Annotated in this window: 9 protein-coding genes; 5 read left to right on the top strand and 4 right to left on the bottom strand. The window is 63.7% G+C overall.

What is annotated here, in order from left to right:
- The first annotated feature begins 15 nt into the window (after nt 1-15).
- From JJ896_08355 to JJ896_08340, 4 genes are all read left to right on the top strand, one after another.
- The gene (locus JJ896_08355) at nt 16-207 is read left to right on the top strand and encodes a hypothetical protein (GenBank protein ID MBO6779654.1); all 192 of its coding nucleotides are present in this window, start codon (nt 16-18) and stop codon (nt 205-207) included.
- A 123-nt stretch (nt 208-330) separates the two neighbouring features.
- Nucleotides 331-1,566 carry a hypothetical protein gene (locus tag JJ896_08350; protein ID MBO6779653.1) on the top strand — a complete coding sequence of 412 codons (1,236 nt, stop codon included), beginning with the start codon at nt 331-333 and terminating at the stop codon, nt 1,564-1,566.
- 41 nt (nt 1,567-1,607) lie between these two features.
- Nucleotides 1,608-2,063, top strand: coding sequence for a nucleoside deaminase (locus JJ896_08345; GenBank protein MBO6779652.1), 456 nt, complete (start codon nt 1,608-1,610; stop codon nt 2,061-2,063).
- A complete protein-coding gene (locus tag JJ896_08340) occupies nt 2,060-3,046 on the top strand; it encodes a YpdA family putative bacillithiol disulfide reductase (protein ID MBO6779651.1) in 987 nt (328 codons plus the stop codon). The genes JJ896_08345 and JJ896_08340 overlap by 4 nt, the downstream gene beginning before the upstream one ends.
- Nucleotides 3,047-3,588: 542 nt before the next feature.
- Here the strand turns inward: JJ896_08340 and JJ896_08335 are convergent.
- The gene (locus JJ896_08335; protein ID MBO6779650.1) at nt 3,589-5,637 is read right to left on the bottom strand and encodes a tetratricopeptide repeat protein; all 2,049 of its coding nucleotides are present in this window, start codon (nt 5,635-5,637) and stop codon (nt 3,589-3,591) included.
- On the opposite strand from JJ896_08335, the gene JJ896_08330 reads away from it, so the two are divergent.
- Complete coding sequence (locus tag JJ896_08330) at nt 5,624-7,498, top strand: VCBS repeat-containing protein (GenBank protein ID MBO6779649.1); 1,875 nt, start codon at nt 5,624-5,626, stop codon at nt 7,496-7,498. The two genes, JJ896_08335 and JJ896_08330, sit on opposite strands and share 14 nt — an antisense overlap.
- Here the strand turns inward: JJ896_08330 and JJ896_08325 are convergent.
- The 3 genes from JJ896_08325 to JJ896_08315 form a co-directional block, all read right to left on the bottom strand.
- The gene (locus JJ896_08325) at nt 7,495-9,159 is read right to left on the bottom strand and encodes a VCBS repeat-containing protein (GenBank protein MBO6779648.1); all 1,665 of its coding nucleotides are present in this window, start codon (nt 9,157-9,159) and stop codon (nt 7,495-7,497) included. The genes JJ896_08330 and JJ896_08325 overlap by 4 nt on opposite strands.
- A gap of 127 nt (nt 9,160-9,286) precedes the next feature.
- A complete protein-coding gene (locus tag JJ896_08320; protein MBO6779647.1) occupies nt 9,287-10,321 on the bottom strand; it encodes a PorV/PorQ family protein in 1,035 nt (344 codons plus the stop codon).
- Between the two features lie 88 nt (nt 10,322-10,409).
- Nucleotides 10,410-13,814: a T9SS type A sorting domain-containing protein gene (locus JJ896_08315; GenBank protein MBO6779646.1), complete on the bottom strand. Its 3,405-nt coding sequence runs from the start codon at nt 13,812-13,814 to the stop codon at nt 10,410-10,412.
- Nucleotides 13,815-13,828 lie beyond the last annotated feature (14 nt).

Raw genomic sequence — 13,828 nt, 5'->3', positions numbered from 1 at the left:
GAGCTACCAGCCCTCATGCTCGACATTCAGCAGATCCTTCGCTGGCTCGTGATGGCCATTGTGGCCATGGTGGCGATCGTTGTCTTGGGCGCCGTGCTCAAAGTGGCGGTGTTTCTGCTGCCCTACGCCATCAAGGGTCTGGTGATACTTCTGGTAGTCGCCATTGTGCTGAGACTGATTTCGGCCGTTCGCCAGCAACGGCACTAGCCGACACCGACACTAGGGGGCTCGCCGGTCTGGCCGCCCCGCCACCGTATTCAACAGCGATTCCTTGGGCCACCCGCCCGGTGCCCCTACTTTGCGGATCTGTCGTACGTCAAAGCGCTGCCCATGGCGAAATCCGCCCTCAATGTGCGCTCCGAAACGGGGCATCTGAAGGAAGTCATCGTGCACACTCCGGCGGCGGAAATGGAGCTGGTTGCTCCCGACCGCCTGGATGAGCTGCTGTTTGAGGACATTCTGTTTGTAGGCCATGCCCGGGAAGAGCACCTCGTGATGCGTGCGGTGTTCGAAAAGGTGATCGGCTCCGCGCATGGTGTCATCGAGATCGTAGATCTGCTCAGGCAGGTGTTCGAGTCCGAGGACGCGCGTCGCGGCTTCGTGGAACAGCTTTGCTCCGTCATGCCCGAACGCAACCTGCAGGCGTTTTCGCAGGAATTGGCGGACCTGCCTGCAGAGGAGTTGACGAACTTCGCGCTCACCGGAGTCTCGCCGCTGCCCGTGTACGCCCAGCCGCTACCGAATCTGCTCTTCACCCGTGACCTGGCTGCGGTTGTGGGCAAGCACATGGTCCTGTCGCATCCAGCAACGGCGGCACGCGCACGAGAAAGCGTCATCATGAATGCGGTCGTGAGCCACCACCCCCGTTTCGAGGCACACCGCGACCACGTAATCCGCCTGCCCCGAGGAGTCACGTTCGAAGGGGGTGACCTGCTCGTCGCCTCGGAAAAATGTGTCATCGTCGGAGTGTCCGAACGCACGTCCTTCGGCGGCGCCATGTCTCTGGCGAGGTCGCTTTTCGAGGAGACGGCCATCGAGGACGTGATTGTCGTGACCCTGCCTCATCAGCGATCCTGCATGCATCTGGACACGGTGTTTACGTTTGCAGAGCCGGATCTCTGTGTGGTCTATCCCCCGATTATCGAAGCCCGCGGACTGAACAACGTGGCACAGTTTCGGGCCGGCAAAAAGGACGGACGCCTGGAGTGCCGCCTGCATGAGGACCTCAAGGCGGCCCTGGAACAGGTGCTGGACAGATCCATGCGCTTTGTCTCCTGCGGTGGAGGCGACCCGCTCAATCAGCAGCGCGAGCAATGGACCGACGGGGCGAATTTCTTCTCGCTGGCACCCGGCGTGGTGATTGGCTACGAACGCAATCATCGCACCTTCGAAGCCATGGCCCGCAACGGCTATCGCGTGGTGAGCGCTGAGAGCTTTCTCACCTACCATGAGGAGAGCGACTTCGACCCGGCCCAGCGCCTGGCCATCAAGCTGGAGGGCAACGAACTCTCCCGAGGGCGAGGCGGACCGCGCTGCATGACCATGCCGCTGGCCCGCAGCAACTGATACGGGCGATGGACGAGTTGCTGGCCCCCCACAAGAAGTGGATGAAGGCCGCTCTGCGCGAGGCCGAGCGTGCTCTGGAGTCCGGAGAGGTCCCTGTCGGCGCCGTAGTGGTGCGTGGAAACGTCATCGTGGGGCGGGGCCACAACATGGTCGAGCGCCTGGAGGACCCGACGGCGCATGCCGAACTCATTGCCATCACGGCCGCCTGTACCACCATGGGCTCCAAGCACCTGGACGGCTGCACGCTCTACGTGACACTGGAGCCGTGTGCGATGTGCGCGGGCGCCTCGGTGCTTTCCCGCGTAGACCGCATCGTATTCGGCGCATTTGACGAAAAGGCCGGGGCGGCGTCGACGCTGTACAACATTCCGCAGGACGACCGACTGAACCATCGCGCCGAGATCATATCGGGGATCGAGGCGGATCGGTGCGCGGAGCTGCTTCAGGGCTTTTTTCAAGCCCGTCGAGGGCGAAACGGCAACGGGAGTCCGTCGTGATTGAGCGGCCGGTGATTGTTGTCGGAGCCGGGCCGGTCGGCCTGGCCTGCGCCATTGCCCTGAAGCGGGCAGACCTTGCATGCGTGGTCGTCGAGAAGGGTGCCCTGGTCAACTCGCTGACCGGCTACCCCACCAACATGGAGTTTTTCTCCACTCCGGACCTGCTGGAGATCGGCGGGCATCCGTTCCCCACGAACCGGTACAAGCCGCTCCGCGAGGAGGCCATCGACTATTACCGGCGGGTGGCGCAATCTGAAGACCTGGACACCCGTCTCTACACCCGGGTCGAATCGGTCGATGGGCATCCTGGGGCATTCGAGGTGTCCGTCGTCTCGCGCGACGGGCCACAGGTGCTTCCGGCGCGTGCCGTCATCGTGGCTACCGGCTTTTTTGATGTGCCGAACCTCATGGGCGTGCCCGGCGAGCAGCTGGAGAAGGTCACTCACTACTACAAGGAGCCTTACCGGTACTCCGGGCAGGACGTGCTGGTTGTGGGAGCCAAGAACTCGGCGGCCAAGGCCGCCCTGCAATGTCACCGAAACGGGGCGCGGGTGACCATGGTGGTGCGGGGACCGCAGATCTCCGATCGCGTCAAGTATTGGCTGAGGCCTGATCTGGTCAACCGGATCGCGGAAGGTGCCATCAAGGCCCATTTCAACAGTGTCGTGCAAGCCATTCGCGCCCGGGAGGTTGATATCCAGACTCCGGATGGCCCCCTCACCCTGGCCAACGATTTCGTGCTCGCCATGACCGGATATCGCCCGGACTACACGTTTCTGGAGCACCTGGGCGTCAAGGCCGGCGACGATGCCCATCGCACGCCCCAGTATGACCCGGAGACCTTCGAAACCAACCGGCCGGGCATATACCTGGCCGGTACGGTGTGCGGTGGCCTGCGCACCGGCCGCTGGTTCATCGAGAACGGGCGGTTCCACGCCGAGGCCATCGTGCGGCACCTGCAGGGAGCGGGGCTGGGCGCTTAGGCGGCGGCGGCGCGGGGGGTGGCGCGGGGGGTGGCGCGGGGACGGCGGGCCCGAACGCGGCGCCGTTCGTTGCCAGCGCGGCCGGCGGCGCGGGGACGGCTCGGCGGCGGCGGGTTCGCGGGGACGGCTCGGCGGCGGCGGGTCCGCGGGGACGGCTCGGCGGGCCCGAACGCGGCACGGGCACTGCCTTTCCGCCCCAGACATGGAACGACGCCGCTGTTTTCCACCTGCGCGGGCTCCGCGATGGGTCAAACGTGGAAAGGCGCCCCGGTTTTCCGCGCAGGCGGGCTTCGCGACCGGCCAAACGTGGGAAAATGCCCCCACATTCCACGTCGGGAAGCTCCAGCACGGGGCGGAATGTCAAATCGCGGTTTGAGCACGGCGATCCGACCCGCAGCGCCCCGACCCACGGCGATCCGGCCCGCAGCGATCCGACCCACGGCGCCCCGACCCACGGCGCCCCGGCCCGAAGCAACCCGACCCGCGGCGCCCCGGCCCGAAGCAACCCGACCCGGGACAGCGCCGCCACTCCGGGCCGAGCCCTAGTTGACCTCCTGCAGGATCTGACCTGCCAGCGCGTGACCGGGTGCGGCCTCCAGTGCCCGTCCGGCATACAGTCGCGCCGACGCACGTTCGCCCTGCCTGAGGTGAGCCAGGGCTCGGTTGGCCAGGGCGTCGGCGAAGCCGGGGTCTTCCTGCACCGCGCGGTCGAGGTATTCGATGGCCAGGTCGTACTCGGCAACGTTCAGCAAGAAAGCGCCCAGATTGCCCAGTGCCACGGGGTCCCGAGGCGCCAGCTCGACGGCCTGCTCAAACGCGTATCGGGAACTGTCCGGCGCGCCCATCTGACCGTATACCGCACCCAGGTTGCCCCAGGCTTGCGGATTCCTGGGCTCGAGCGCGACAGACTCCAGCAGATACGCACGCGCCTCGTCAAAGGCGCCGGCGCGCGCGAGAGCGGTGCCCAGGTTGTAGGCGCCCTCCGGCAGCCATGGCTCCTGCCGCACGGCCTCGCGATACGCGTCGACCGCATCGTCCACACGCCCCGAGGCTTCGAGGAAACGGCCGAGGTTTACCCAGATGTCGGCGCGGGCCGGCTGAGCGGTCACCGCGCGCCGGTACAGGGACTCGATGGTCGCGCGGTTCTGGCCGAGGGCCTCGTAGGCCTGCGCCAGGGCATTCAAGCGCTCGGGAATCTCGCCATCTGCGCCGGTGGCTGCCTGGAGGCCTGGCACGGCACCCCGCGCATCGCCCGTCTGGAGCCGGGCCAGGCCGCGCAGAAAGTGCGCTTCACCAAAAAGCTCCTCTTCCCCCGCAAGTCCGTCAAGCAAGTCCGCGCCCCGCAGCATCATGGGGACATCGCCACGTCGTCTTCCGAGCACCACGTAGGCCATGGCCTGGTAGACGGCTGGCTCGCCCGCCGAGCGGTACGCGACAAGCTCCTGGTCGGGCTCCAGCTCGCTCAGGCGCTCCGTCGGCAGGCTGTTGGCCCTCTCGTCACGCGTCGAAACGACCCGAATCTTGTGGTCAGTAAACGAGGAATGCGGCGCCTCTGAGCTCTCGACCTTGGGCATGTGGCAGTCGATGCAGTTGGCGCTCGCATCGTGCGCGGCCACCAGCTCCAGTTCGGCTGGCTGGTGGCAGGTCAGGCAGGTCTGGTTGAAGTACTCCGGCCCCGATGTGCGGAAACCCTGATGCGGGTTGTGACACGTGGTGCATTCGAGGCTCGCTCCGACCGCCAACGTCTCGATGAAGCAGGCGCTCTGCTTCATCCGGTCCGCGTGGGAGATCACCGCGATCTCGTCGTCGCTCTCGGGCTCCGTCGAAGCGAACATGGCCACCCAGGACGACAGATCGTGCGACGGTCTATAGTCAAACGCACCCTGGCCTTCCTTGAGCAGGGATACCGTCGTGTGCAAATGGCACTGCTGGCAGACATCCAGCCGCCGCTCAAACGCCAGATGGGCGGGGTTTACGATGGTGCTATCCACCTCGGAAACGGGCTCCGGCACCGCCAGACGCTCCGACACGTGCAGGCTTCCCGGGCCGTGGCAGCGCTCGCAGCTGATGCCCTCCGGAATCGAGATGTACTTGCCTCCGGTCTCGGGCACGGCCTCCGGATACGCGTTGTGGCAGGCCATGCAGCGCTCAGGCACCTTGCGGTCGAACCGCTTGTTGGCCACGCGGTAGCCGGGGCTGAAGTCCCATCGGCCTTCCTGCGTATACCAGGTCAGTGGCAACTCGTACAGATAGCCCTGGCTCTCGTCAAAGTAGGTGCGCGCGGTCGTGCCGCTGCCCATCACAAAACGCATCTCCCGCTCCAGGCGATGGATCTCCCGACCGGAGGCGTCGCGCAGGATCTCGACCTGGACGAACCGGTCCCCGTTGCGCTCGGCCCGGTACTCATAGCCGCCGTTGGGGTCGCGCACCCAGGGGCCCGGGAAGTCCTCGACCGCCGTCTCCGCGTTCAGGTGGTAGAACGAGTTTGCCATACCGTGCGCCTGGTATCCGGCATACTGATCCTCGTGACACGAAGCACAGGCCGCATCGCCCGTAAATGTGGCCGGCTCCGCAATATTGCGGAAGGCCACAGGCTCCGGCGAATCCGGACCGCTGCAGGCTGCCAGCAGCAGCGCCAGCAAGAGAACAGGGCATCTCATTCCGCACGCAACGCCGCGGGCATTTGAGCGTTTCGGCATCGACTCCCCATCCATCGACAAATCTGCTCTGCGCGGACTCGTTTTCATCCTGCTGCTTCTGACGCCGGGCGTGGCCTGGGCTCAGTTCTTCACCGAGCGGGGGCTGGAGGCTGGCTTTGACGTGACGGGGATCGTGAATGGCATCGCAGTGGCCGACTACGACCTGGACGGCGATCTCGACGTGTACGTCGCAAGTGCGGTGCAGCATGACGATGCGGACCCGACCACCTGGAACCGGCTCTACCGAAATGACGGTACCGGAACGTTCGAAGAGGTGACCGATGCGGCCGGCGTGCGGGCGGCCGGCGTGCGCGGCTTCCAACGACTGCCGCTGGGCAATCGATTTGGCGTTTCGTGGGCGGACTATGACGCCGACGGCGACCCGGATCTGCTGCTCACGAACGTCGGACCCGAAATCCTCTATCGAAACGAGGGGGACGGCACGTTCACGGACGTGTCGCAGGCCTCCGGGATCAACCAGGGCGCGCCCGATCCCGACACCACGGAAACGTCAGGTGCAGCCTGGTGGGACTTTGACCGCGACGGCGATCTGGATGTGTATCTCTCCAACTGGAACGGCGCAAACCGGCTGCATGTCAACCAGGGCGACGGCACGTTCATGGAGCGTGCCGTGGACTTCGGCATCGAGGACACGTCCCGCACCTGGACGGCGCTGCCACTCGATGTGGACCAGGACGGCTGGCTCGACCTGTACCTGGCCAACGACTTTGGAGAAAACCGGCTTTTCATGGCCGATGGGCTCGGCGGCTTTCTGGACGCGACCTTCGACTATCGTGTGGGCGATGAGGGGAACGGAATGGGCGTCGCTGTGGGTGACGTCAACGGAGACCTGTTGCTCGACCTCTACATCACCAACATCTCTGACGGGCCCTTTCCGAACGTCTTCTACGTGGCCTCACCGGCCGGGCCTTTCGAGGAGGTCGCGGAGTTTCTGGGCGTGGAGAACGCCTCCTGGGGCTGGGGCACGGAGTTCTTCGACTTTGACCATGACGGCGATCTGGATCTGTATGCCGTCAATGGATTCATCTTCGAGGACAACACGCCGAATCGGTTCTGGCGCAACGATCTGGTGCCTGGCGGACGGCTTGCCTTCGAAGACATGTCGGTGCAATCCGGCGCCGACGACCTGGCCGAGGCCCGCAGCCTGGTCACGTTCGACGCGGACGGAGACGGCGATCTGGACATGCTCGTAGGCACCTGGCGGGACCCCATCAGGTACTATCGAAACGATGCCGCCCGTGGAAACTGGCTGGGCCTGCAGCTGGTCGGGGCCGGGCACAATGTGCATGCGGTGGGCGCCTACGTGGAGGTTACCGCAGGACAGCGAACCCATGTGCGCCTGAATGACGGCGTGGACCTGTTCGGCCAGAGCATCCAGCCCATGCACGTTGGACTGGGGATCGATGTGGCCGAAGCAGTGATGGTGCGGTGGCCTTCCGGCCAGGAGGAGCAGTTCTTTATGAGCGCAGCCAATACGGTGGTAACGCTAACTGAAGGGACGGGTCACACCCGTGTAGATGACCCAGTCGCCTCAGTGGGCGGCCTCGCCGTGTATCCCAATCCGTCGCCCGGCAGGGTGCACGTACGTGCTGCGCAGCCCGCGGAGTTGTATGACCTCCTGGGCCGACGGGTCGCCTCGGGACTCCTGGGCTCTGTGGATCTCTCCCACCTGCCGGTCGGGGTCTACCTTCTTCGCGCGGGGGGCGTCGTGCAGCCCTTGGTCAGGCGCTAATGGGAGACAAACAGTCTCCGCTCCTGAAGTCCCCCCGACTGTACCACTACCACGTACAGGCCGGGGGCAAGTCCTGAGAGCGTGACGCGCCCACCGGAGACAGCGACGTGCTGCACCTGCCGCCCCAAAACGTCGAACAGCCGCACCTGAGCGCCGGCATCAACGCCAGTCGCATGCACCATTCCGTGTGCAGGGTTTGGCCAGAGGTCCAGAGCTGAAGGCGCCGGGGTGCTGGTAGTGGTCGTCGCGCCCGCCTGCAACAGATCATGCCGACGATTAGCTGACAGATTGTAGTACGTGTCGACGGTGCGTTCGGGCCACCAGACCACCACGGAATCAGCGTGCCCGGCATCACCCAGACCCACGTGCAGGATATCCGAGGACTGCGAGTTGTAGCTGTCTCCGCCGCTCACGAACCGGGTCATTCGCTGGCCTCCGGCGTGCACCTCTACCCGGGCTCCAATGGCAAAACGATTGGTGGCTGAACCGAGCAGACGCAGACTCAGGGAGTTGCCGGGAGCCTCGCTGGTATTCATCAGCACGCCGTTCTCTCCTCCGTTTGCGACATAGGCGATATCCACCCTTCCGTCGAGGTCGAAGTCCGCCGCCGCCGCACCCTTGCCACCTCGAATGAAGTCCATGCCGACATCGAAGAAGTAGGCGTCCCGGTTCTCCCACAGGAGGGGAGGCTCGTTATTCCACGCGGAGGTTGAGTTGACGAAGAGGTCTTCGTCCCGGTCATTGTCCAGATCGACAAACAACACACCCCAGGAGACTCCGTTGACTTCTGCGCCCAGAGCACTGGCCTCATCGGAGAAGGTGTTGTTACCTCGGTTCATGTACAGGCCGCCGAACTCAATCCGGGAGATGTAGGCGTCCAGGTGGCCGTCCAGATTCGTATCGCCCCAGGCGATGCCCATGCTGCTGCCCGGACCGACGTAGGCCATGCCGTTGTCCTGCGCGACGTCTGGCCAGACCCCCGTGCCGTCATTGAGGTGGAGGCGACTTTCCACATCGAGATCGTGCGTGGCCAGCAGGTCCAGGTCGAGATCCTTGTCGAAGTCAATCCACACTGCCTGCATGGGCTTGGAAACGCAATCGCCGGAAACGCCGTGCAGCGCCGTCACGTCCTCAAAGCGCTGCCCGTCCACATTCCGGTAGAGCAGATCACAGCCTCCCTGAACGGCCAGAAACAGGTCCACGTACCCGTCGCTGTCAAAGTCGCCGAACGCGCCAGAGCCGACCACCGCATCAGGGCGCACGCCCCACTCCGGGGCCGAGGTCCATGTGCCGTCAGACCGGCCGAGCAGGAGACGGTTTTCTCCGTCTCGCCCCTGCCCGACAAACAGGTCCGGGGTGCCATCCCCGTTGACATCGGACCAGAGGGCGATGGCCGTGCCGCCCACCGGCAAGTCGAACCGGTGCGTGATCTCATCGAACGTGCCGTTCCCGGCGTTGAGAAACACACGCGACGCCCCTTCCCAGGCGGCGATGGTAATGTCTGGCAGGCCGTCACGATCGATGTCGAACGCCGACACCCCGATGCCGTGAGAGCTTGTCTGTAGCTGCTGCGTCTCCGTCGCGACGCGCAGTGCCAGCGCCTGCCCATGCAGTGTCGCAGGAGAGGCCACCAGAAGGGCTATGAGCGCAATGAGGCGCATCACGTCAGTAACGCCGATTACAGCGAAAGGTGCAATCGGCCGCGGAAATTGCCCCCATGAGAAAGGGCCGACCCCGTCGGGGCCGGCCCTTTCAAAAGGACTCACATTCAGAGTCTACACAAGGGGTCTACAGGTCGACTCCGAGCGTGAACATCTGGACGTTGTCAAAGAAGTCCGTGGCCCGGTAGGCGTAGTCCAGGTGGAGCATGGTTCCACCGAACTCCACGTTCAGACCGGCACCGAAGTTGGCGCCGGTGAACATGGACAGATCCTGATCCGGAATCACCTCGAAGCCGCCACGCAGGTCGAGCATCTCGAAGAGATTGACTTCGATGCCACCCGAGTACTGGTCCTGGTCGAACGAGTTCGAGCGGAAGTTGCCCAGCACGGTTACGAGCGCGCCAGCGCCCATCTCCCGTGTGTAGGCCACACCGAAGTTCAGCAGCGACGGAAGCTCCACGCCTTCGCTCTCGATCACGAGCGCGTTGTTGGTAGCGTCCGGAGCCTGTCCCGGGATGCGGGTCTGACGGGTCAGACCAACACCGCTGTAGGACAGCTCGGTGCCGATGTTCTTCAGGCTCACGCCGAGGCGCAGGCCAGACTCGCCAACCACGTAGGTCATACCGGCATCAACGGCTACGGCAGAGCCGGAGACATCGTCGATGGACTCGGTGACGACCTTCAGTGTAGCACCGGCCGCAATACGGTCGGTGAACTGGCGGGCGTAGGTGAGACCAGCCGTCACGAACGAAGCGTCGTAGGTCACTGAAGAGACTTCAGGCGACGTTTCGGTCTGCTTCGGAATGGCTCCGAAGTCCCAGGAGGTCACGGTGAAGGCCAGAGAGCTCTGACCGAAGTTCTGCGCCACGCCGAAGTAGTTGACGCCGATGTCGGCGACGTACTCCATCCGGCTGAAGATGGCGCCCGTGCCCTGGGTGTTAACCAGGCCGGCGGGGTTGGAATAAATAGCCTCCAGACCCATCAGGTCATTGAGACCGCTCGTGGCCGACGACCCCAGCGAGGCGTTGCGCGCAGTCACTGGGATCAGCAGCTGCGACGCTCCGGCGGTACCGCGGCGCTTTTTGTCGCCGGCGTACGCATCCATCGCGGAAAGCCCCAGCATGGACACGATCACGAGCCCAAGCAGAATGTTGCGTTTCATATCGGAATTCCTCCGTTAGTCTTTTCCGTGGGTGTCGGTGTGCAGTCCGGTCGGGGCCCCGGAGACCCGGGGCCCGTTCCGTTTCGCTTTAGAAAGCGTTGAGCTGCACACGCTTCTTGACGACACCGAATTTGATCACCTTCTCGCCAAGGTTGGGTACATCAATGTGAATGATGTACATGCCCGAGGCGATGGGCAGACCTTCTTCAGTCGTCAGATCCCAGGGGAAAAACTTGTCGGAGCTGTTCTTCTCGAGGGTGGTGATGAGGGTACCGTTCAGGCTGAACACCCGAATGGTAGCCTGCGGGGGCATGTTGGTGAAGCGGACCTGGTCAACCAGCTGGCTCACTTCGTACGCGGAAGCACCTTTGTACGGGTTCGGCGTGATGCCGATCTCTTCGAGACCTGCAATCGCTTCATCCGTGGTCTGGGCGCGAGCGCCGAGTCCGGCAGTCGACAACGCAAACGTGTCGCCCGGCTGGTTCGGCTTGGTGGTATTGATCCGGAACACCGAGCCTGCCTCAGGCAGTGCATCCACACCCGGGAACGGCGTAGAGCCGCCGCCATCCACATAGGCGGTGGTGCCACCGTTCCAGTCCATGAAGACCATGCGGCCGAACGTGTGCGTGCCTACGTCACCAGGATCGCCACCTGCCAATGCAGAAGCCACCCAGGCCTGGTAGCCACCCTCACCGGGCGTCTCGTCATTCGGAGCGTACCAGTAGATCCAGTCCGTGTACGGGTCGTTGAGCGCACCCGACGTAGCGTGGTCGTCGTCAAACAGCGTAAACCGTGCGTTGTCTTCCAGGTCGAAGAAGAACGACGTGAAGCGAAGGTCGTCACTCGGATCATCCGGAGTGGCAATGCCAGTGCGCCACAGTTCGTAAGGCACGTTCACGAACGGGCCGCCAGTGGACCAGGGTGACCAGGCATAGTTGTCAGCTTCGTAAGTGAAGCGGATCTCCCAGTCGTAAGGCACGATCACGTCCCAGCCGCCACGCTGCGTCACCGAACGGTCGATGAACGATGCGAGGGGACCACAGTCGCCACCAAGACAGCCGCCGGACATGCCGGTAGCAATCATCCACTGGCCGTCAGTGGTAGCCTGGGAGTCGCCATCCGGGCGGCTCGGGATCGGGAAGCCTTCCCAGTCAGCTGCGGCGCCCTGAGGCGTAGCAAGCGGACCGTTGGCATTGGCCACGATCAGGAAGTCCAGGAAGCCGTTCGGGGCGCCCGCGATGTTGAGCGAGAGACCGTCGAACTGAACCACGTCGATGCCTTCCGGAGCACCTTTGCCCGTCTGGGCAACGGCCAGCGCACCGTCAAACACTTTCGTGCCGTCCGAGCGGTTGACGTCATAGGTGGTGACCATCTTGGCTGCGGACTTCTGAGCCGAGTCGCGCACGAACTGTGCGGTCTCGTCGTCGTCACGCTTGCCGGCCTTGTGACCGTCGTCCTCGACCTCGACGGCGAAGAACTCGACCGAGTAGTCGAGACCCGTCACCATAGCGGGGTTGATAACGTTCAGTCCAGCACCGCCGTTACCAATATTTCCCTCGGCTACAGCGCCCTCGATGGAAGCGGTACCGGCGGCAATGTTGGCAGCCGCGACCGCAGCGAAGGCTTCCGCCTCACTGGTGGTCACGATGTCCGAGCGGCTCGGCACAACCGAGAAACGGTTGATCGGGCCGGCGTACACCTTCTGACCGGAGGTCGCATTGTAGGCGTAGGCCTGCACGCCGAAGTAGTAGGTCTGGTAGTTGGTCAGACCGCCCACCTCGTGGTAGTGCAACACGCCGGTGTCGTTGCCTTCAGCTGTGACGAACGTGATCTCGTTACCCTCGATCACACGCTTGATGCCGTTCACCTTGTCATAGGTGGCGAGCAGCTTGCCCGTCTGGTCAGCACGCGAGGCGTACTGGTAGACATTGTAACCCTCGAAGTTGTAGTCGTTGTCGGTCACGTCCTCGGAGAGGAGCGGGTCGATCACGTTGTACGCGTCGAGGTAGTTGTTGTCGGTCGGGCGGTAGCCCCACTCAATCAGGATGGAGCCATCCTTGGCCGTGGTCGTCACGCGCGGTGCGGCCGGAGGTGAGGGCAGTTCGAAGTTGATGTCGAACACGGCCTGCGCGAGCAGGTCGTCTGCCTTCATCTTGTCGACCGAATCGATGTTGTCGTCACCGAAGGAGGTAACGATACCGAATACGATCTCCTGCTCGTCATTCGGACGGATGGTGAACGGACCGGTCGCCATGATGAAACGACGGTCGGCCGGGGCGATAGCGGTTCCCTGGCCATCCGAGTTGAACTCGCTCCAGAACTCGGGCGGGTTGCCCGGGAATTGGAAGGAGGTCGGGATGTTCGAGAAGTCGCGACCGTTGCCACCAAAGGTGAAGCGCTGACCATCTTTCCAACGACCGCGCATGTAGTTATACATGTCGGCGCCGTTACCCGGGTCACCGATCACACCACCGCCGTTGTTGTAGAAGCCAAAGGCCGTCATTTTCAGACGTTCGCCTTCCTCGTCAACTTCGCCGTCCTCGTCGTTGTCGATGCCGTCATCGGTTACGAGCGGGCCCTGGAAGAAGTCGTAGCCGGCAGCCGGAGGCGCGTCACCGTAGCCTTCACCGCCTTCGTCGTCGTTGTCTGCGTTGTAGACGAAGCCCATACCGAGCGTCGTGTCACAACCGACGTAGTCGTCGTCGAAGTTACCAAGGTCCGGGTCGGAGAAGATGCCCATGTAGGTCTGCTCCAGCGGCACCGAGCCCTTGTAGAAGATGCGGTACTTGTAGAAGGTGGTGTTGCCAATGGCACCAGCCGTGTTGAAGGCAAACGCTGACACATGTGCCTCAACGCCCATCGGGGGCGTATCGGTACGCGTGTGCACGTTGCCGCGGTCATTCATGATCCACCAGAGCATCTGGTCGCCAAGAATGGCCGGGCGCTCGCCGGCGCCGAGGTTGACCTTGCGATCCACGCGGGAGGCCAGGGGCTGGTCGACGAGGTCGATCAGATCGCCGTTGGCGTCAAGCGTCGGAGCGCCGAGACCGGTGGGCCAGTCCTGAAGGTCAGGGGTGGCGACGCCGGTACCGTCGTAGTTGACCACGTCTTCCTTGGAGACCTTCCAGACGCGATCGTACGGATCACAGGAGGCCGGCGGAGTGCCGTCGTCATTGAGGGGGCCTGCCCAGAACTCGTACGGCCCGTAGGTGGAGCCTGCGAGGCGGAGCTGACCATTAACGAGGCCGCCCATCCAGATACCCGATGCAAAGATCGCGTTGGAAGGACCGCCCTTCGGAACGTTGTAGACGTGGGGCGAACCACGCCAGAACAGGTTACCGTTGTTCAGAATACGCGCGCGGACGTTGTTGATGTCGAGGAAGGCCTCGCCAATCGCCGCCTCGCACGTACCGGTGCTCTGAGCCTGCGCGGGAACCGCGATCAGGCCGAGCACAACGGCAAGAACGAAGAGAGAAAGTTTTCTGTAGTGCATGTCTGTCCGTGTTT

The organism is Rhodothermales bacterium (assembly GCA_017643395.1).
Lineage (GTDB): Bacteria > Bacteroidota > Rhodothermia > Rhodothermales > UBA10348 > JABDJZ01.
Note: the sequence above shows the minus strand (reverse complement) of the source record. Positions and strands in the feature narration are given on the sequence as shown.